The sequence below is a fragment of the Rathayibacter sp. VKM Ac-2805 genome (assembly GCF_009834265.1).
Taxonomy (GTDB): Bacteria; Actinomycetota; Actinomycetes; order Actinomycetales; family Microbacteriaceae; genus Rathayibacter.
Map to the genome: position 1 here is coordinate 1,572,486 of NZ_CP047185.1, position 19,866 is coordinate 1,592,351.

Sequence of the window (19,866 nt, forward strand, 5' to 3'; positions counted from 1 at the left end):
CGAGCCGGGACGAGAAGAGAAGCATGACCTCCGGTCCCCTCCGCCTGTTCACCTCCGAGTCCGTCACCGAGGGCCACCCGGACAAGATCTGCGACCAGATCTCGGACCGCATCCTCGACGCCCTGCTCCGCGAGGACCCGCACAGCCGGGTCGCCGTCGAGACGCTGGTCACGACGGGGCTCGTGCACGTCGCGGGCGAGGTCTCCACGAGCGGCTACGTCGAGATCCCCAAGATCGTGCGCGACACGATCGTCGAGATCGGCTACGACTCCTCGGAGAAGGGCTTCGACGGCCGCTCCTGCGGCGTCTCGGTCTCGATCGGCCAGCAGTCGCCCGAGATCGCGGCGGGCGTCGACACGGCGCTCGAGGTCCGCTCCTCCGAGGCGGGCGAGGACGCCTTCGACCGCCAGGGCGCGGGCGACCAGGGCCTGATGTTCGGCTTCGCGACCGACGAGACCCCCGAGTACATGCCGCTGCCGAGCTGGCTCTCGCACCGCCTCGCCGAGCGCCTGGCCGCCGTCCGCAAGTCGGGCGAGCTCGACTACCTCCGGCCCGACGGCAAGACCCAGGTCACCATCGGCTACGACGGCACGACGCCGTCCACCATCGACACCGTCGTCCTGTCCACCCAGCACGCCGAGCACGTCAGCACCGAGACGATCCACGCGGACATCGCGGCGCACGTCATCCGCCCCGTCCTCGAGACGGTCGACCTCGACTCCTCCGCCGTGCGCCTGCTGATCAACCCGACCGGCCGCTTCGAGATCGGCGGGCCTCAGGGCGACGCCGGGCTCACCGGCCGCAAGATCATCGTCGACACCTACGGCGGAGCGTCCCGCCACGGCGGCGGCGCGTTCTCGGGCAAGGACCCGTCGAAGGTGGACCGCTCGGCCGCCTACGCCATGCGGTGGGTCGCCAAGAACGCGGTCGCCGCGGGGCTCGCCTCGCGGCTGGAGGTGCAGGTCGCCTACGCCATCGGCAAGGCGGCCCCGGTCGGCCTCTACGTCGAGACCTTCGGCACCGGCACCGTCTCCGACGAGACGATCACCGAGGCGATCCGCTCGGTCTTCGACCTGCGCCCGGCCGCGATCATCCACGCACTCGACCTGCTCCGCCCGATCTACGCGCAGACCGCGGCCTACGGCCACTTCGGCCGGGAGCTCCCCGACTTCACCTGGGAGCGCCTCGACCGGGTCGACGACCTGCGCTCCGCCGCGGGCCTCTCGTAGCGGGCGCGGCGGCGATGGCGACGAGCGGAGCCGTCGCGCGCGTGCTCCTGGACTCGCCCCTCCCGCAGCTCGACCGGCTCCTGGACTACGCGGTGCCGGAGGCGCTGCGCGGCGAGGTGGTCCCCGGCGTGCGCGTGCGGGTGCCGTTGCGGACCGGAGGCCGGATCGCCGACGCGTTCGTCGTCGAGACGGGGGAGGGGACCGAGCACGCCGGAGCGCTCAGCGGCATCGAGGAGCTGGTCTCGCCGCTCGTCGTGCTGACCCCGGAGGTCTGGGCCCTCGCCCGCCGGGTGGCCGACCGCGCCTCCGGGGGCGCGAGCGACGTGCTGCGCCTGGCCGTGCCGCGCCGCCACGTCCGCGTCGAGAAGGCGCGACTCGCCGCGGGTCCCGCTCCTGCGGCGCCCGCGGTCGAGGCGGGCGGCGTGACGGGCTACCCCGACGCCTCCTTCGCGGGACTCGCCGAAGGGGCCCGGCTGGCGGTCGGCGCCGTGCCGGCTCCGGTGAGCCTCGACTCGGGCGCGTGGGTCGGCGGCTGGGCCGTCACGCTCGCCGAGCTCGCCCGGGACACGCTCGCCGCGGGCCGCGACGCGATCCTGGCCGTCCCCGACTACCGCGACCAGGAGCAGCTGGAGCTCGCTCTCGCCGCCCTCGTCCCCGCGGAGGCGGTGGTGCGCCTCGATGCGCGGCAGAAGGGCGCCGAGCGCTACTCCGCGTTCGTCCGCTGCCTCGATCCCGGGCCGCGGGTCGTCGTCGGCAACCGCTCCGTCCTCTACGCGCCCTCCTCCGCCCTCGGCCTGATCGCGCTCTGGGACGACGGCGATCCGCTCTTCGCCGAGCCGCTCGCGCCCTACGCGCACGCCCGCGACGTCGCCCTGGTGCGGCAGGAGCAGAGCGGCGCCGGCCTCGTCCTGCTCGGCAACACGCGCACGGTCGAGGTCGAGCGGCTCGTCGAGATCGGCTTCGCGACCGAGGTGGAGCCGCGGCCGAGCCGCCGCCCGCACGTCGTGCCGACCGCCCAGCAGTGGGCGGCCGACGAGCACGACGCGGCAGCGCGCATCCCCTCCTCCGCCTGGCGGGAGGCGCGGAAGGCCCTCGACTCCGGTCCCGTGCTCGTCCAGGTCGCGCGCCCCGGCTACGCGCCGGTGGTCGCCTGCGCCCGCTGCCGGACCGTCGCACGCTGCAACCGCTGCCAGGGTCCGCTCGGCGTGCACTCCGAGGGCGGGCGGCCGAGCTGCGGCTGGTGCGGCCTGATCGCGGCCGACTGGACCTGCTCCGTCTGCGAGGCGACGGCTCTGCGCCTCGTCTCCCTCGGCGCGGGCCGCACCGCGGAGGAGCTCGGACGCGCCTTCCCGGGTGCCAAGGTGATCGTCGCAGACGGGCAGCGCCCCGTGCTCACCCTCCCCGACGAGCCCGCGCTCGTCGTGGCTACGCGCGGGGCGGAGCCGCGGGCCGACGGCGGCTACCACGCCGTCCTGCTGCTGGACGGCGAGCGGATGCTGGCCCGCGAGAGCCTGCGGGTCGCCGACGACGCGCTCCGCACCTGGTCGAACGCCGCGGCGCTGGCCCGCCCGGGCGCGCCGGTCCTCCTGGTCGGGGTCGGCGGCCGGCTCGCGACCGCCCTGGCGACCTGGCGGCAGGCCGAGTACCTCCGGGCCGAGCTCCAGGAGCGGCGCGCTCTGCGCTTCCCGCCCGCGGTGCGCCTGGCCACGGTGAGCGGCGACGCGCACGCGGTGGAGGAGGCGCTCGACGCGCTCGACGAGGACGACCGGCACGAGGTCCTCGGTCCTGTCGGGCTCGAGGACGGCTCCGTCCGGGCGATCGTCCGGTTCGACTACGCTCGCGGTGCGGATGTGGCCGCGCGCCTCCGCTCCGCCGTGATCCGCAACGCCACGCGCCGTCGTCGCCCGCCGACCACGCCCGGCCGCTTCCGGCCGGCCCCCCGGCTCCGGGTCCGTCTCGACGACCCCGACATCCTCTGACTCCCCAGGAGACCCCCGTGCGCCTCGTCTTCGCCGGCACGCCCGCCGCCGCCGTTCCGACCCTCCGCGACCTCGCCGCCTCCGCGCACGAGGTCGTCGCCGTGGTCACCCGGGAGGACGCCCCGGTGGGCCGCAAGCGCGTGCTCACCCCCTCGCCGGTCGCCGTCGCGGCCGAGGAGCTGGGGATCCCGGTGATCCGGGCGAACCGCCTCGACGAGGACGTGACCGACCGGATCGCGGGCCTCGCCCCCGACCTCGGCGTGATCGTGGCCTACGGCGGCCTCGTCCGGCAGCGCCTGCTGGCGGTGCCGCGCCTGGGCTGGATCAACCTGCACTTCTCCCTGCTGCCGCGCTGGCGCGGGGCGGCTCCCGTCCAGCGGGCGCTGATGGCGGGCGACACGCGGATCGGCGCGAGCGTCTTCCAGCTGGTCGCCGAGCTCGACGCCGGTGACGTGTACGCCGAGCTCGCCGTCGACGCGGGGGAGCGCACCGCGGGCGAGCTGCTGACGGAGCTGGCCGGGAGCGGCGCCGGCCTCACCCTCGGCGTGGTCGACGCGCTGGAGGAGGGCACGGCCGTCGCGACTCCGCAGGCCGGACAGGCGACCCCCGCTCCCAAGCTCGACGCCGCCGACGGCCGGATCGACTGGAGCCTCCCGACCGCGCGGGTCCTCGCGCTCGTGCGCGGAACGACTCCCGAGCCCGGAGCCTCGACCGCGGTGGGGGACGCGCGCCTCAAGGTGCTCGCGGTCCGCGCGGCCGAGGGGGACCTCGCTCCCGGCGTCGTCCGCCTCGACTCGGGGCGCGCCCTCGTCGGCACCGCGGACGGAGCGGTGGAGCTGGTCACCGTCCAGCCCGCCGGCAGGACCCCGATGGCCGGCGCCGCCTGGGCCCGCGGCCTGCGCGAGAGCACGGTGCTCGCGTGAGCGCCCGGCGCGAGGCCGCTCCCGCCCGCCGGGTCGCCTACGACGTCCTGCTCGCGGTGAGCGGGTCGGACGCCTACGCCAACCTGGTCCTGCCCGCGCGGATCAGCGCCGCCGGCCTCTCGCCCGCCGACGCGGGACTGGCCACCGAGCTCTGCTACGGCACTCTGCGGATGTCCGGCTACTACGACCGCGTGATCGCCCTGGCGGCCGGCCGGTCCGTCGAGAGCATCGATGCGCCCGTGCTCGACGCGCTGCGCCTGGGCGTGCACCAGCTGCTCGCGACCCGTGTGGCCCCGCACGCCGCGGTGAACGAGAGCGTCGCGCTCGTCGCGGCCGGCTCCTCGCGGGGAGCGGTGGCCTTCGCCAACGCCGTGCTGCGCGCGGTCTCGCGCTCGAGCGCCGGCGAGTGGCGCGAGCGGGTCTCCGCGGCCGCGGTCTCCGGGGACGACCGGATCGCCGCGCTGAGCTCCCACCCCGTGTGGATCGTGCGCGCCCTGCGACGGGCGCTGGCGGCGGAGGGGGCGGCCGACGAGCTCGACGCGCTGCTCGCCGCCGACAACGCGGCTCCGCGGGTGAACCTTGTGGCTCTGCCGGGCCTGGCGTCTCCCGGCGAGATCGCCGACGCCGAATCCGACCGGTTCTCGCCGGTCGGCATGACCAGCACCGGCGGCGACCCGGAGGCGTTCCCCGCGGTGCACGAGGGCCGCGTGCGCGTGCAGGACGAGGGCTCCCAGCTCGCCGCTCTGGCGCTCTCCCGGGCACGGCCGGTCCGCCCGGGCGAGCGCTGGCTCGACCTGTGCGCGGGACCCGGCGGCAAGGCGGCGCTGCTCGCGGCGGAGGCGCGCGCAGGCGGGGCGGCGCTGCTCGCCAACGAGGTGGTCCCGGGCCGCGCGGGCCTGGTGCGGCAGGCGCTGGCCGCCGTCGACCCGTCGGTCGAGGTGCGCACCGGCGACGGGCGCGACCTGGGCGACGAGCGGCCGGGATCGTTCGACCGCATCCTCCTCGACGCGCCGTGCACCGGTCTCGGTGCGCTGCGGCGTCGGCCCGAGGCGCGCTGGCGCAAGTCCGCGGCCGACGTGGAGCCGCTGGCCGCCCTCCAGGGCGAGCTGCTCGACTCCGCGGTGAGGGCTCTCGCTCCCGACGGGCTGCTGGCCTACGTGACCTGCTCGCCGCACCTCGGAGAGACCCGGCGCGTGCTCGCCCTCGCGCAGGAGCGGCACGAGCTCGAGCTCGTCGACACGCCGGCCGTGCTGCGCGCGGTGACGGCGGACCCGCTCCCGCTGCCGGACGGCCCCCTCCACGTGCAGCTCTGGCCGCACCGGCACGGCACCGACGCCATGTTCGTGCAGCTCCTCCGCCGCCGGCCCCTCGAGGCGGCGTCCGGGAACGCCTGACCCCTCCGGAGCGGGAGCGTGCTCGGCCGGGCGGACGCGGAGGACGCTCCGATCTAGGCTGGAGGCATGCCCGCACGGATCAACCCCAGCATCCTCTCCGCCGACTTCGTGAACTTCGAGGCCGAGCTGCAGCGCATCGCCGGAGCCGACCTCGTGCACGTCGACGTGATGGACAACCACTTCGTGCCGAACCTCACCTTCGGGCTGACCATGGTCCAGCGCCTCCAGGACGTCTCGCCCCGGCCGCTCGACCTGCACCTGATGATCGACGACCCCGACCGGTGGGCCCCCGACTACGCCGAGACCGGCGCCTACTCCGTGACCTTCCACGCCGAGGCCGCGCGCGACGCCGTGGCCCTCGCGCGGCGCCTGCGCGAGATCGGCTCGCGAGCGGGGATCGCGCTCAAGCCGGGCACGATGGTGGACGACTACCTCGACCTCCTGCCCGAGTTCGACCAGGTCCTCGTGATGACGGTCGAGCCCGGCTTCGGGGGCCAGTCCTTCATGGAGGAGACGATGCCCAAGCTGCGCACCCTCCGGAACGTGGTGGACCGCACCGGGCTCGACGTCTGGCTCCAGGTCGACGGCGGGATCGCACCCGGCACGATCGAGATCGCAGCGGAGGCGGGAGCCGACACCTTCGTCGCGGGCTCCGCGGTCTTCGGCGCGGACGACCCGGAGGCCGCGATCGCGTCGCTGCGCGAGACGGCGACCGCTCACCTGCACCGGCACTGAGGCGGCCCGCGCCCGGCCGCCGTATAGACTTCCCCGGTGAAAACTTTCGACGACCTCTTCGCTGAGCTGGGCGAGAAGGCCGCCGCCCGTCCCGAGGGTTCGGGCACCGTCCGCGAGCTCGACGCCGGCGTGCACTTCATCGGCAAGAAGATCGTCGAGGAGGCCGCCGAGGTGTGGATGGCCGCCGAGTACGAGGGCGACGAGCGCACCGCCGAGGAGATCTCGCAGCTGCTCTACCACCTGCAGGTGCTCATGCTCGCCAAGGGACTGACGACGGCCGACGTCTACCGGCATCTGTGAGCCCCGCCCCGCTCGCCGGGGTGCGCCTCCGCTCCGCGCCGTCGCGCCCGCACGCTCCCCGAGGAGCCGTGCCGCCCCCTGAACAGCCGTCGAGTCATGAAGGACGTCCCGTGACCACCACCCCCGCCCCGGCGCTCCTGCGCGTCGCCGTCCCCAACAAGGGCTCCCTCTCGGAGACCGCCGGTCAGATGCTCGCGGAGGCCGGCTACACCGGCCGCCGCGACCCGAAGGAGCTGCACGTCGTCGACGAGCGCAACGGGGTGGAGTTCTTCTACCTGCGCCCGCGCGACATCGCCACCTACGTCGGCTCCGGCGCTCTCGACGTCGGGGTCACCGGCCGCGACCTCCTGATCGACTCCGGCTCCGAGGCGCGCGAGATCGCGAGCCTCGGCTTCGCGAACTCCACCTTCCGCTTCGCCGGGCCCGCCGGCCGCTACGACGAGCTCGCGCAGATCGACGGCCTCCGCGTGGCGACCAGCTACCCGGGCCTCGTGGGCCGCTTCCTCCGGGAGCACGGCGTCGAGGTGACGCTGATCCGCCTCGACGGCGCGGTCGAGTCCGCGATCCAGCTCGGCGTCGCCGACGTCATCGCGGATGTCGTCGAGACCGGCACCACGCTCCGCAAGGCCGGACTCGAGATCTTCGGGCCGGTCATCCTGGACTCGACCGCCGTCCTGGTCTCCGCCGCGGGGGAGCCCGAGGGCATCCCGGTGCTGCTGCGCCGCCTCCAGGGCGTGCTGGTCGCGCGCGAGTACGTGCTGCTCGACTACGACTGCCCCGTCGCGCTCCTGGAGAGCGCCACGGCGATCGCCCCGGGCTTCGAGTCGCCGACGGTCTCGCCGCTGCACGACGCCGAGTGGGTGGCCGTCCGCGTGATGGTGCCGCGCTCGGACATGAACCAGGTGATGGACCGCCTGTACGACCTGGGCGCCCGCGCGATCCTGGTCACCTCCATCCACGCCGCGCGCCTGTAGAGGGGGAGCCGATGAGTCTCGCCGTCCGCGTCATCCCCTGCCTCGACGTCGCCGCCGGCCGCGTCGTGAAGGGCGTCAACTTCCAGAACCTGCGCGATGCGGGCGACCCCGTCGAGCTCGCCCGCCTCTACTTCGAGCAGGGCGCCGACGAGCTGACCTTCCTCGACGTCACCGCCACGGTCGACGACCGCTCGACCACCTACGACGTGGTGCGGGCGACCGCCGAGCAGGTCTTCATCCCGCTCACGGTCGGCGGAGGCGTGCGCAGCGCCGAGGACGTCTCGCGACTGCTCGCGCACGGCGCCGACAAGGTGGGCGTCAACTCCGCCGCGATCGCCCGGCCCGAGCTCCTCGGCGAGATCGCCGACGTCTTCGGCGCGCAGGTGCTCGTGCTCTCGCTCGACGTCAAGCGGAGCGACGCCACGGCGTCCGGCTTCGTCGTCACCACTCACGGCGGACGCCGCGAGACCGAGCTCGACGCCCTGGCCTGGGCGGCCGAGGCCGTCGAGCGCGGCGCCGGGGAGCTGCTGGTCAACTCCATCGACGCCGACGGCACCAAGCAGGGCTTCGACCTCGAGCTGATCGCCGCGATGCGCGAGCTGAGCTCCGTGCCGGTCATCGCCTCCGGAGGCGCCGGCGCCGTCGAGCACTTCGCTCCGGCCGTCGACGCGGGAGCCGACGCCGTGCTCGCCGCCTCCGTCTTCCACAACCGCGAGCTGACGATCGGCGACGTCAAGCGCGCGCTCGCCGCCTCCGGGATCGAGATCCGATGACCCCCGCCGAGCTCGACGCCGTCCTGGACCGCGCCGCCTTCGATCCGACCGGGCTCCTGCCCGCGATCATCCAGCAGCACGACACCCGCGAGGTGCTCATGATGGGCTGGATGGACCGCGAGGCGCTCCGGCGGACCCTCACCGAGGGCCGCGTCACCTTCTGGTCGCGCTCGCGCGAGGAGTACTGGCGCAAGGGCGACACGTCCGGGCACGCGCAGTACGTGCGGGGTGCCGCCCTCGACTGCGACGCCGACACCGTGCTGGTCCAGGTCGAGCAGATCGGCGCCGCCTGCCACACGGGCGAGCACGCCTGCTTCGACGTCGACCCCCTCGTGCCGTTCACCGGCCTCGGTCCGGCGGAGTGAGCATGAGCGGACGGCGGCTGAAGTACACGGCGATCCTCGGGGTCGTGCTGCTCGCCGCGCTCGAGCTGACCTCCTCCACCCAGACCTGGTCCACGCTGACCCTGGCCGCGATCGAGGGGGAGGGCCAGCGGATCGACGTGGCCGGGACCGTCGCCGCGCCCGCGCTCTCCGCCCTGGCGCTCGCGGGCCTCGCCCTCGCCGCGGCCCTCGCCATCGCCGGCCCCGTCTTCCGGATCGTGCTCGGTGTGCTCCAGGCCGTCCTCGGCGCCTCGGTGGTGCTCGCGGCCGCGACGGCACTGGGCGACCCCGTGCGCGCCGGCGCTTCGCTCGTCACCGAGGCGACCGCCATCGCGGGGGAGCAGTCCGTCGCGGCGCTCGTGGCCTCGTCCTCCGCGACGGCCTGGCCCGTCGTCGCCCTGGTCTGCGGCGTGCTCACCGCGCTGCTCGGGATCGGCGTCCTCGCGACCTCGGGCCGCTGGCCGGGAGCGGCGCGGAAGCGCGCCTCCCGCTTCGAGCCCGCCGACGGCTACGGCCACGGCGCGTCGACCGTGCAGACGGACGACGGCGACATCGACCCGGTCGTCTCGTGGGACGAGCTCTCGCGCGGCGACGACCCCACCTCGGGCCGCTGACAGCGGCCGGGGACGTGTCCGGCGGTCCGGCATCCCCGCCTCCTGCAGGGGGCTGCGCAGGCGAGTCCGGGCCGGGCGCTCAGGCGCCTCACGCTAGACTGCTCTGGTCCCGATGCACCCCCAGGAGGAGACCCATGAGCACCGAGCACGACGACGACAACCACGGCCACTCGCCCGCAGCGTGGACGGCCGTCGTCATCATGCTGGTCGGATTCACGATCGGCACGATCGCGTTCTGGTTCGACGTGCCCCTGGTGGTCTGGCTCTCGGCCGGCCTGGTCGTGGTGGGTCTGCTCGTGGGCATGGGCATGGCCAAGGCGGGCTACGGCGTCAACGGCGCGAAGGCGAACCCGAAGGCGCGCGCCTAGGTGCTCGCCGACCTCACCGCCGGCGCCCTGGCCGACGCGGCCCGGCGCCGCGAGAGCGCCCCGCTCGAAGCCGTCGAGCGCCGCGCGCTCGCCCAGGCGCCCGCCCTCGACGCCCTGGCCGCTCTGGCCCCCGCCGAGCGCGTCAGGATCATCGCCGAGGTGAAGCGCGCCAGCCCGTCGCGCGGAGCCCTCGCCGACATCCCCGTCCCCGCCGAGCTGGCCGGACAGTACGAGCTCGGGGGAGCGAGCGCGATCAGCGTCCTCACCGAGGAGCGCCGCTTCAAGGGGTCCCTCGCGGACCTCGAGGCGGTCCGCGAGCGCGTGTCGATCCCCGTCCTGCGCAAGGACTTCGTCGCCGAGCCGTACCAGGTCCTCGAGGCCCGCGCGGCCGGAGCCGACCTGGTCCTCCTCATCGTCGCCGCGCTCGAGCAGCCCCTGCTCGCCGAGCTGCACGCCCTCGTGCTCGAGCTGGGGATGACCCCGCTCGTCGAGACGCACTCGGCCGACGAGCTCGAGCGGGCCGCCGACCTCGGCGCGCGGCTCATCGGCGTGAACGCCCGCGACCTCTCCACCTTCCAGCTCGACCGCGACCTCTTCGGCCGCCTCTCCGAGCGCTTCCCCGACGATGCGGTGAAGGTGGCCGAGTCGGCCGTCCTCACCGCCGACGACGTCGCGCACTACCGCGGCTCCGGAGCCGACGTCGTCCTCGTGGGCGAGGCTCTCGTCACCGGCGGCGACCCCGTCTCCACCCTCGCCGGCTTCCTGGCGCACTGACCACTCCGATAGGCGGTACCCCCATGGCACTCCGGGATGAACTCGGCCCCTACTTCGGCGAGTTCGGCGGACGCTACGTCCCCGAGTCCCTCGTCGAGGCCCTCGACGAGCTGAGCGCCGAGTACGAGCGCACGAAGGTCGACCCCGCGTTCGCGGCCGAGCTGATGGAGCTGCACCGCAGCTACACCGGTCGTCCGTCGATCATCACCGAGGTGCCGCGGTTCGCCGAGCACGCCGGCGGTGCGCGGATCATCCTCAAGCGCGAGGACCTCAACCACACCGGCTCGCATAAGATCAACAACGTGCTGGGCCAGGCGCTGCTCACCAAGCGGATCGGCAAGACCCGCGTCATCGCCGAGACGGGAGCGGGCCAGCACGGCGTCGCGACCGCCACGGCCGCCGCCCTGTTCGGCCTCGACTGCGTGGTCTACATGGGCGAGGTCGACACCGAGCGCCAGGCCCTCAACGTCGCCCGCATGCGCCTGCTCGGCGCCGAGGTGATCCCCGTGACGACCGGCTCGCGCACCCTCAAGGACGCGATCAACGACGCGATGCGCGACTGGGTGACGAACGTGGGCACCACGAACTACATCTTCGGCACCGTCGCGGGCCCGCACCCGTTCCCGGCCCTCGTCCGGGACTTCCAGAAGATCATCGGCGAGGAGGCGCGCGAGCAGGTCCTCGAGCTCACCGGCTCGCTGCCCACCGCGGTCACCGCCTGCGTCGGCGGCGGCTCCAACGCGATGGGGATCTTCCACGCCTTCCTCGACGACCCCGAGGTCCGCCTCGTCGGCTTCGAGGCCGGCGGCGACGGGATCGAGACCCCCCGCCACGCGGCGACCATCAGCAAGGGCCGCCCCGGCGTCCTGCACGGCGCCCGCAGCTTCCTCCTCCAGGACGAGGACGGCCAGACCGTCGAGTCGCACTCGATCTCGGCCGGCCTCGACTACCCGGGCATCGGCCCGGAGCACGCGTGGCTCTCGAGCATCGGCCGCGCCGACTACCGCGCGGTCACCGACTCGGCCGCGATGGACGCGCTCATGCTGCTCAGCCGCACCGAGGGGATCATCCCGGCGATCGAGTCCGCGCACGCGCTGGCCGGCACGCTGGAGCTCGGGCGCGAGCTCGGCCCCGAGGCCACCATCCTGGTCAACCTCTCGGGCCGCGGCGACAAGGACATGACGACCGCTGCGCACTACTTCGGCCTCATGGACCAGGGCGCGGTGCAGTCGTGAGCGGCCGCGGACCGAGCGTCGCCGAGACCGTCCGGCGCCGGAACGAGGAGGCGGCGGGCGCCCTGATCGGCTACCTCCCCGTCGGCTTCCCCGACCTGCCGACCAGCATCGACGCCGCCGTGGCCATGGCCGAGAACGGCGTCGACGCGATCGAGCTCGGTCTGCCCTACTCCGATCCGGTGATGGACGGACCCGTCATCCAGGAGGCGACCCAGGCCGCCATCGCGGGCGGCTTCCGCCTCCGCCACGGCTTCGAGGCCGTCCGCGAGATCCGGGCGCGCGTCGACGTGCCGGTCCTGGTGATGACCTACTACAACCCCGTCCTGCAGTACGGGGTCGAGCGCTTCGCCACCGATCTGGCCGAGGCCGGCGGGTCCGGCCTCATCACGCCCGACCTGATCCCGGACGAGGGCGCCGAGTGGCTCGCCGTCTCCGAGCGGCTCGGACTCGACCGCGTGTTCCTCGCGGCGCCGTCCTCGACGGACACTCGCCTGCGCCAGGCCGTCGACTCGAGCCGTGGATTCGTCTACGCGGTCTCGACGATGGGCATCACCGGCGCGCGAACCGACGTCGACTCCGCGGCCCGCACCCTGGTCGACCGCCTCCGCGCCGCCGGCTCCGAGAGCGCGTGCGTCGGCCTGGGCATCTCGACCGGCGAGCAGGTCGCCGAGATCCTCGCCTACGCGGACGGCGCCATCGTCGGATCCGCCCTGGTGCGGGCGCTGGCGTCCGGCGGGGTCGACGCGGTCGCCGAGACCTCCCGCGGCCTCGCCGAGGGCACCCGCCTGCGCTCCGCGCGCTGACACCCTCCCGCTACAATCGGGATGCCCACCGGGGCGCGGCCGAGCCGTGCCCGGGGGACCCCCTCCTTCGAAAGGTCGAGTACCGGTGTCCGTACCGCTGAGCATTCCGAGCCCCCCCGACGCGTGGAGTCAGTACGACCTCACGATCGGCAACTGGACGCTCGCGATCCACACCTACGCGCTCTGCATCCTCGCGGGGATCATCGTGGCGACGATCATGACGAACCAGCGCCTCAAGCGCCGCGGCGCCGAGCCGTGGGTCGTCCTCGACATCATCATCTGGGCGGTGCCGCTCGGCATCGTCGGCGCCCGCGCCTACCACGTGCTCACCCACCCCGGCGACTACTTCTACGACGGCGCCGACCCGTGGGAGGTCGTCCGCATCTGGAACGGCGGCAATGCCATCTTCGGCGGGCTGATCGGCGGAGCGGTCGGGGCCTACATCGGCTGCCGCTGGACGGGCGTGCGGTTCTGGACCTTCGCCGACGCCCTCGCACCCGGGATGCTCGCCGCGCAGGCGCTCGGGCGCCTGGGCAACTGGTTCAACCACGAGCTCTTCGGCCTGCCCACCACGCTGCCCTGGGGTCTCGAGATCGAGACCACCAACCCGGCCTTCCCCGTCGGCCTCCCGGCGGGCACGCTCTTCCACCCGACCTTCCTCTACGAGATCCTCTGGAACGTCGTCGGCATCGCGGTCATCCTCCTGCTCGAGCGCCGTCTCAAGCTGCAGTGGGGCACCGTCTTCGCCGCCTACCTGATCTGGTACGGGATCGGCCGCGTCTGGTTCGAGTCCATCCGGATCGACCCGAGCGAGTTCTTCTGGGGCATCCGCACCAACGTCTGGGCCGCGCTCATCGCCGTGGTCATCGGCCTGGTCCTCGTGGTGATCCAGAAGCGCGAGCACCCGGGCGCCGAGCCCTCGGCCTACCGGCCGGGTCGCGAGTGGACGCCCGCCCCGGCTGCGGTAGAATTCGAGGACGTCGAGTCCGACTCCGACGACACCACCACCCCTGCTTCCGGCACCGACGCCGAGAAGCCGACGGTCTCCCGCACCTGACGGAGGTCGCGGAGCCTCCGCGACCGCCTCCCGGGTGCCCGACACCTCCACGACCGCCCCATCGCGGCGCAGCCACGAGCGCTGCCGCGGGCGGGTCGTCGTGCAGGCACCGCCGACGGCGCGCGACGCTCGCGCCACGGCAGAACCCTGCGGCCCTCCCGATCGGGGAGCCGCTCCTCCTCCACCACCGCGGGCCAGTGACGTCCCGATCAGCCATCACCCCCGTGAGGACGGTTCCCATGGCCTCCGCCCAGCCCTCGACCCCGGCCCGCGCCGTGCCCTTCCTGGGCATGCCGCCGGCGCAGGGGATGTACGATCCGGCCGCCGAGAAGGACGCGTGCGGTCTCGCGATGGTCGCCACCATGCGCGGCACCGCCGGCCACGACATCATCGACGCCGCGCTGAACGCGCTGCGCAACCTCGAGCACCGCGGCGCCGTCGGCTCCGACGCGGGAACGGGCGACGGCGCCGGGATCATCACGCAGATCCCGGACGAGTTCCTCCGCGCGGTCGCTCCCTTCGAGCTCCCGCCGCTGGGCCAGTACGCGGTGGGCAACGCCTTCCTCCCGGTGGACGTGTTCGAGCGCGAGCGGGTCAAGTCGACGATCGCCGACATCGCCCGCGAGGAGAACCTCGCCGTGGTCGGCTGGCGCTCCGTGCCCGTGCAGCCCGACGAGATCGGCACGCTCGCCCGGGCCGCCATGCCGGCGATCGAGCAGCTGTTCATCCGGAGCGAGCTGACCGACGAGAGCGGCACGCCCCTCTCCTCCGTGCGCCTGGACCGCCTGACCTTCCGCCTGCGCAAGCGCGTCGAGCGCGAGCTCGAGGTCTACTTCATGTCGCTCTCGAGCCGCACGCTCGTCTACAAGGGCATGGTGACGACGCTCCAGCTGGAGCCGTTCTACCCGGACCTGTCCGACGAGCGCTTCGCGTCGAAGCTCGCGCTGGTGCACTCCCGGTACTCCACCAACACCTTCCCGTCGTGGCCGCTCGCTCAGCCGTTCCGGATGATCGCGCACAACGGCGAGATCAACACGGTGCAGGGCAACCGCAACTGGATGCGCGCACGCCAGTCGCAGCTGAAGAGCCGCGAGCTGGGCGACCTGGCCCCGCTGTTCCCGATCGTCTCGCCCGGCCGCAGCGACTCCGCCTCGTTCGACGAGACCGTCGAGCTGCTCAACCTGGCCGGCCGGTCGCTCCCGCATGCGGTCATGATGATGGTGCCGGAGGCCTGGGAGAACCAGGACGGCGCGCTCGACCCGAAGCGCCGCGCGTTCTACGAGTACCACTCGATGCTCATGGAGCCGTGGGACGGCCCGGCCGCGATCGTCTTCACCGACGGCGAGCTCGTCGGCGCCACCCTCGACCGCAACGGGCTCCGCCCCGGCCGCTACGTCGTCACCGACGACGGGCTCGTGGTGCTCGCCAGCGAGATCGGCGTGCTCGACATCGACCCCGCGAAGGTGGTCCGCAAGGGACGCCTGCAGCCCGGCCGCATGTTCCTGGTCGACACCGAGCAGGGCCGCATCGTCGAGGACGAGGAGATCAAGGGGCAGCTCGCCGCCTCCGGTCCGTTCGAGGAGTGGCTCGAGAAGGGCCGCATCAACCTCAAGGACCTCCCCGAGCGCGAGCACATCGTGCACACGCCCGCCTCGGTCAACCGCCGCCAGCGCACCTTCGGCTACACCGAGGAGGAGGTCCGCCTCCTCCTGCTGCCGATGGCGCGCGCCGGTGCGGAGCCGCTCGGAGCGATGGGCTCGGACACCCCCGTGGCCGTCCTGTCCAAGCGCCCCCGCCTGCTCTTCGACTACTTCACGCAGGCCTTCGCGCAGGTGACGAACCCGCCGCTGGACTCGATCCGCGAGGAGGTCGTGACCTCGCTCCGCCTGGGCCTCGGCCCCGAGCGCAATCTGCTGACCGCCGGTGCCGAGCATGCGCGCCAGGTCGTCCTCGACTTCCCGGTCATCGACAACGACGAGCTCGCGAAGATCCAGCACATCGCGCCGCGCCCGCTGAGCCACATCACCACGACGATCCGCGGCCTGTACCGCGTCGACGCGGGACCCCGCGCGATGCAGGACCGCATCGACGAGATGTGCGACGAGGCCGACGAGGCCATCGCCGCGGGAGCGCAGTTCCTGGTGCTCTCGGACCGCGACTCCACCAAGGACCTCGCGCCGATCCCGTCGCTGCTGATGCTCGCCGCCGTGCACCACCACCTCATCCGCACCGAGAACCGGATGCGAGTGGGGCTCGTGGTCGAGGCGGGCGACGTCCGCGAGGTGCACCACGTGGCGACGCTCATCGGCTACGGCGCCTCCGCGGTCAACCCGTATCTGGCGATGGAGACCTGCGAGGACCTCGTCCGCAGCGGCATGCTGTCCGACGTCTCGCCGGAGAAGGCCGTGAAGAACGTGATCAAGGCGCTCGGCAAGGGCGTGCTGAAGATCATGTCCAAGATGGGCATCTCCACCGTGTCGAGCTACGCCGGGGCGCAGACCTTCGAGGCCGTCGGCCTCAGCCAGGCGTTCGTAAACCAGTACTTCACCGGCACCGTCTCGAAGCTCGGCGGCATCGGCATCGACGTCGTCGCCGAGGAGAACGCCGCGCGTCACCGCGCCGCCTATCCCGAGGACGGCGCGATCGTCGCGCATGAGCGCCTGGCGGTCGGCGGCGAGTACCAGTGGCGCCGCGACGGCGCCCCGCACCTGTTCAACCCGGACACGGTGTTCCGCCTGCAGCATTCGACGCGCAACCGCCGCTACGACGTCTTCCGCGAGTACACGAAGATGGTCGACGACCAGGCGAGCTCGCTGATGACCCTCCGCGGGATGTTCAAGCTCGACACCGCGGGGCGCACGCCGATCCCGATCGACGAGGTCGAGCCGGTCGAGGCGATCGTCAAGCGCTTCTCGACGGGCGCGATGAGCTACGGCTCCATCTCGCCGGAGGCGCACGAGACGCTCGCCATCGCGATGAACCGCCTCGGCGCCAAGTCGAACACCGGCGAGGGCGGCGAGGACACCGAGCGGCTGCTCGACCCGGAGCGCCGCTCCGCGATCAAGCAGGTCGCCTCGGGCCGCTTCGGCGTCACGAGCATGTACCTCACCCACGCCGACGACATCCAGATCAAGCTCGCCCAGGGTGCCAAGCCCGGCGAGGGCGGTCAGCTCCCGCCCACGAAGGTGTACCCGTGGATCGCGCGCACTCGGCACGCGACCGCCGGTGTCGGCCTGATCTCGCCGCCGCCGCACCACGACATCTACTCGATCGAGGACCTGAAGCAGCTGATCTTCGACCTCAAGCGGGCGAACCCGTCGGCGCGCATCCACGCGAAGCTGGTCAGCCAGTCGGGCATCGGAGCGGTCGCCGCCGGCACCGCGAAGGCCCTCGCCGACGTGATCCTCGTCTCGGGTCACGACGGCGGCACCGGCGCGAGCCCGGTGAACTCGCTCAAGCACGCGGGCACGCCCTGGGAGCTCGGCCTGGCCGAGACCCAGCAGACGCTGATGCTCAACGGCATGCGCGACCGTGTGGTCGTGCAGGTCGACGGCCAGATGAAGACCGGTCGCGACGTCGTCATCGGCGCGCTGCTCGGAGCCGAGGAGTTCGGCTTCGCGACGGCCCCGCTGATCGTCGAGGGCTGCATCATGATGCGCGTCTGCCACCTCGACACCTGCCCGGTGGGCGTCGCGACGCAGAACCCGGAGCTGCGCCAGCGGTTCTCCGGAAAGCCGGAATTCGTCGTCAACTTCTTCGAGTTCATCGCCCAGGAGGTGCGCGAGTACCTCGCGCAGCTCGGCTTCCGGAGCGTCGACGAGATCGTCGGACACCGCGAGCTGCTCGACGTCGACCAGGCGATCGAGCACTGGAAGGCGAGCGGGCTCGACCTGACGCCGATCCTCGTCGGACCGGTCTTCACGGCGGAGGAGCCGCGCCGCCACGGCCGCGCGCAGGAGCACGAGCTCGAGCACCACTTCGACAACGAGCTGATCCGCCTCGCGGCGAACGTGCTCGACCACCGCGGCACCGTGCGGATCGAGCGCGAGATCAAGAACACCGAGCGCGCCGTCGGCACCATGCTGGGCCACGAGGTCACCGTCCGATTCGGCGAGAACGGCCTGCCGGCCGACTCCATCGTCGTATCGCTCCGCGGCTCGGCCGGGCAGTCGCTCGGAGCGTTCCTCCCCGCCGGCATCACGCTGCGGCTCGAGGGCGACTCCAACGACTACGTCGGCAAGGGCCTCTCGGGCGGCCAGATCGTGGTGCGGCCGGACCGCCGCAGCACCTTCGACGCCTCGACGAACGTGATCGCCGGCAACGTGATCGGCTACGGGGCGACCCAGGGCACGATGTTCATCCGCGGGATGGTCGGCGAGCGCTTCCTGGTCCGCAACTCCGGCGCCACCGCGGTGGTCGAGGGAGTGGGCGACCACGCGCTCGAGTACATGACCGGCGGCCTGGCGGTGATCCTCGGCGAGACCGGGCGGAACCTCGGCGCCGGCATGTCGGGCGGCACGGCCTACATCCACGGCCTGCGCCGCGAGCTCGTGAACCGCGACGCGATCGCCTCCGGCGAGCTGACCCTCTCCGAGCTCGGAAGCGCCGACGTGGAGATCCTGCGCGACCTGCTCGAGCGGCACGTCGCCGAGACCGAGTCGACCCTGGCCCAGGGGATGCTCGACGATTTCGACGGAACGGTCTCGCGTTTCGTCAAGGTACTGCCCCGCGACTTCGCCGCGGTGCTCGCGACGCGCGCATCCGCTGTGGAGGAGGGGCTCGACCCCGACGGCGACGTCGTCTGGGGACGGATTCTGGAGGTGACCGGTGGCTGATCCCAAGGGGTTCCTGAAGGTGCAGGACCGGGAGCTGCCCAAGCGGCGTCCCGTGTCCGTCCGCCTGATGGACTGGAAAGAGGTCTACGAGCAGGGCGACTCCGCCGTGCTGCGCCGGCAGGCGGGCCGCTGCATGGACTGCGGCATCCCGTTCTGCCACAAGGGCTGCCCGCTGGGGAACCTGATCCCCGAGTGGAACGACCTGATGTGGCGCGGCGAGGGCCGCCAGGCGATCGAGCGCCTGCACGCGACGAACAACTTCCCGGAGTTCACGGGCCGGCTCTGCCCGGCGCCGTGCGAGTCGTCCTGCGTGCTCGGCATCAATCAGCCCGCCGTCACCATCAAGCAGATCGAGGTCTCGATCATCGATCAGGCCTTCGGCAACGACTGGGTGCAGCCGCACCCGCCGGAGCGCCTGACCGGCAAGACCGTCGCGGTCGTCGGCTCCGGCCCGGCGGGGCTCGCCGCCGCTCAGCAGCTCACCCGCGCCGGGCACACCGTCGCGGTCTACGAGCGCGACGACCGCATCGGCGGCCTCCTGCGCTACGGGATCCCGGACTTCAAGATGGAGAAGAAGCACCTCGAGCTCCGCCTGAACCAGATGAAGGCCGAGGGCACCCGGTTCCGCGCGGGCGTCGACATCGGCTCCGACATCACCTGGGACGACCTGCGGGCGCGCTACGACGCGGTCGTGGTCGCCACCGGCGCTCTCGTGCCGCGCGACCTGCCGATCCCGGGGCGCGACCTCGACGGCGTGCACTTCGCCATGGAGTACCTCGTGCAGTCGAACCGCGCTATCGCGGGCGACCGCGTCTTCGAGCAGATCTCGGCCGAGGGCAAGCACGTCGTCGTCCTGGGCGGAGGCGACACCGGAGCGGACTGCATCGGCACCGCCCACCGCCAGAAGGCCGCGTCGGTCACGAACCTGGCGATCGGGCAGCAGCCGCCGTCGCAGCGCCCGGACAGCCAGCCCTGGCCGATGGACCCGACCGTGTTCGAGGTCTCGAGCGCCCACGAGGAGGGCGGGGAGCGGATGTTCCTCGCGTCGACCGTGGAGTTCCTCGCGAACGAGGGCGGCGAGGTCCGCGCGGTGCGCGTGGCCGAGACCGAGTACCTCGACGGACGCCGCGTCCCCAAGGCGGGCACCGAGCGCGAGATCCCGGCCGACCTGGTCCTGCTCGCCCTCGGCTTCACCGGCCCGGAGGCGGACCACCTCGGCCGCCAGCTCGACGTCCCCTTCACCGAGCGCGGCAACGTCGCGCGCGGCGACGCCTTCGAGACCAGCGTCCCCGGCGTCTTCGTGGCCGGCGACGCCGGGCGCGGCCAGTCCCTGATCGTCTGGGCGATCGCGGAGGGCCGCTCCGTCGCGGCCGAGGTCGACCGCTACCTCGAGGGCACGACCCAGCTGCCGGCGCCGGTCGGCCCGAACGACCGGGGCTTCACGCTCTAGTCCGCGGGACGCGATAGTCTCGGCCCGCCAGCAATCAGCT

17 protein-coding genes are annotated in these 19,866 nt (G+C 73.1%); all 17 read left to right on the forward strand.

Going from position 1 to position 19,866, the window contains the following annotated elements:
- The first annotated feature begins 23 nt into the window (after window positions 1-23).
- Window positions 24-1,229 (forward strand): methionine adenosyltransferase, encoded by a 1,206-nt coding sequence (gene metK, locus GSU40_RS07365; RefSeq protein WP_104221839.1) that lies wholly within the window; start codon window positions 24-26, stop codon window positions 1,227-1,229.
- Window positions 1,230-1,243: 14 nt separating this feature from the next.
- Window positions 1,244-3,208: a hypothetical protein gene (locus tag GSU40_RS07370; RefSeq protein WP_104329061.1), complete on the forward strand. Its 1,965-nt coding sequence runs from the start codon at window positions 1,244-1,246 to the stop codon at window positions 3,206-3,208.
- Window positions 3,209-3,225: 17 nt separating this feature from the next.
- Window positions 3,226-4,131, forward strand: a complete 906-nt coding sequence (locus GSU40_RS16920; RefSeq protein ID WP_160034276.1) for a methionyl-tRNA formyltransferase — start codon at window positions 3,226-3,228, stop codon at window positions 4,129-4,131.
- Complete coding sequence (locus GSU40_RS07380; protein WP_244229627.1) at window positions 4,128-5,525, forward strand: transcription antitermination factor NusB; 1,398 nt, start codon at window positions 4,128-4,130, stop codon at window positions 5,523-5,525. Before GSU40_RS16920 ends, GSU40_RS07380 begins: the two co-directional genes overlap by 4 nt.
- A gap of 66 nt (window positions 5,526-5,591) precedes the next feature.
- Window positions 5,592-6,260, forward strand: a complete 669-nt coding sequence (gene rpe / locus GSU40_RS07385) for a ribulose-phosphate 3-epimerase (RefSeq protein WP_104232661.1) — start codon at window positions 5,592-5,594, stop codon at window positions 6,258-6,260.
- 36 nt (window positions 6,261-6,296) lie between these two features.
- Entirely contained in the window at window positions 6,297-6,560 is a 264-nt protein-coding gene (locus GSU40_RS07390) for a phosphoribosyl-ATP diphosphatase (protein ID WP_055791842.1), read from the forward strand.
- Window positions 6,561-6,670: 110 nt separating this feature from the next.
- Window positions 6,671-7,534: an ATP phosphoribosyltransferase gene (gene hisG, locus GSU40_RS07395; protein ID WP_104221851.1), complete on the forward strand. Its 864-nt coding sequence runs from the start codon at window positions 6,671-6,673 to the stop codon at window positions 7,532-7,534.
- Between the two features lie 11 nt (window positions 7,535-7,545).
- Window positions 7,546-8,307, forward strand: a complete 762-nt coding sequence (gene hisF / locus GSU40_RS07400; RefSeq protein WP_104221853.1) for an imidazole glycerol phosphate synthase subunit HisF — start codon at window positions 7,546-7,548, stop codon at window positions 8,305-8,307.
- Window positions 8,304-8,672, forward strand: a complete 369-nt coding sequence (hisI, locus tag GSU40_RS07405) for a phosphoribosyl-AMP cyclohydrolase (RefSeq protein ID WP_160034278.1) — start codon at window positions 8,304-8,306, stop codon at window positions 8,670-8,672. The genes hisF and hisI overlap by 4 nt, the downstream gene beginning before the upstream one ends.
- A 2-nt stretch (window positions 8,673-8,674) precedes the next feature.
- Window positions 8,675-9,304: a Trp biosynthesis-associated membrane protein gene (locus GSU40_RS07410; protein ID WP_104287918.1), complete on the forward strand. Its 630-nt coding sequence runs from the start codon at window positions 8,675-8,677 to the stop codon at window positions 9,302-9,304.
- 134 nt (window positions 9,305-9,438) lie between these two features.
- Complete coding sequence (locus GSU40_RS07415; RefSeq protein ID WP_104221860.1) at window positions 9,439-9,672, forward strand: DUF6704 family protein; 234 nt, start codon at window positions 9,439-9,441, stop codon at window positions 9,670-9,672.
- Window positions 9,673-10,446 (forward strand): indole-3-glycerol phosphate synthase TrpC, encoded by a 774-nt coding sequence (trpC, locus tag GSU40_RS07420; protein ID WP_104221862.1) that lies wholly within the window; start codon window positions 9,673-9,675, stop codon window positions 10,444-10,446.
- A 23-nt stretch (window positions 10,447-10,469) separates the two neighbouring features.
- Window positions 10,470-11,681: a tryptophan synthase subunit beta gene (gene trpB, locus GSU40_RS07425; RefSeq protein ID WP_104225310.1), complete on the forward strand. Its 1,212-nt coding sequence runs from the start codon at window positions 10,470-10,472 to the stop codon at window positions 11,679-11,681.
- Complete coding sequence (trpA, locus tag GSU40_RS07430; protein ID WP_104232657.1) at window positions 11,678-12,484, forward strand: tryptophan synthase subunit alpha; 807 nt, start codon at window positions 11,678-11,680, stop codon at window positions 12,482-12,484. The genes trpB and trpA overlap by 4 nt, the downstream gene beginning before the upstream one ends.
- Window positions 12,485-12,569: 85 nt before the next feature.
- Window positions 12,570-13,541, forward strand: coding sequence for a prolipoprotein diacylglyceryl transferase (gene lgt / locus GSU40_RS07435; RefSeq protein ID WP_279630845.1), 972 nt, complete (start codon window positions 12,570-12,572; stop codon window positions 13,539-13,541).
- A gap of 290 nt (window positions 13,542-13,831) precedes the next feature.
- Complete coding sequence (gene gltB, locus GSU40_RS07440) at window positions 13,832-18,376, forward strand: glutamate synthase large subunit (protein ID WP_244229660.1); 4,545 nt, start codon at window positions 13,832-13,834, stop codon at window positions 18,374-18,376.
- A complete protein-coding gene (locus tag GSU40_RS07445) occupies window positions 18,369-19,826 on the forward strand; it encodes a glutamate synthase subunit beta (RefSeq protein WP_104221867.1) in 1,458 nt (485 codons plus the stop codon). Before gltB ends, GSU40_RS07445 begins: the two co-directional genes overlap by 8 nt.
- Window positions 19,827-19,866: the final 40 nt, after the last annotated feature.

Excerpts from the sequence above, each read along its gene's own strand:
- rpe (WP_104232661.1), top strand. The coding sequence starts at position 5,592 with ATGCCCGCACGGATCAACCCCAGCATCCTCTCCGCCGACTTCGTGAAC.
- hisF (WP_104221853.1), top strand. The coding sequence starts at position 7,546 with ATGAGTCTCGCCGTCCGCGTCATCCCCTGCCTCGACGTCGCCGCCGGC.
- GSU40_RS07415 (WP_104221860.1), top strand. The coding sequence starts at position 9,439 with ATGAGCACCGAGCACGACGACGACAACCACGGCCACTCGCCCGCAGCG.
- GSU40_RS07370 (WP_104329061.1), top strand. The coding sequence starts at position 1,244 with ATGGCGACGAGCGGAGCCGTCGCGCGCGTGCTCCTGGACTCGCCCCTC.
- metK (WP_104221839.1), top strand. The coding sequence starts at position 24 with ATGACCTCCGGTCCCCTCCGCCTGTTCACCTCCGAGTCCGTCACCGAG.
- hisI (WP_160034278.1), top strand. The coding sequence starts at position 8,304 with ATGACCCCCGCCGAGCTCGACGCCGTCCTGGACCGCGCCGCCTTCGAT.
- gltB (WP_244229660.1), top strand. The coding sequence starts at position 13,832 with ATGCCGCCGGCGCAGGGGATGTACGATCCGGCCGCCGAGAAGGACGCG.
- GSU40_RS07410 (WP_104287918.1), top strand. The coding sequence starts at position 8,675 with ATGAGCGGACGGCGGCTGAAGTACACGGCGATCCTCGGGGTCGTGCTG.
- trpB (WP_104225310.1), top strand. The coding sequence starts at position 10,470 with ATGGCACTCCGGGATGAACTCGGCCCCTACTTCGGCGAGTTCGGCGGA.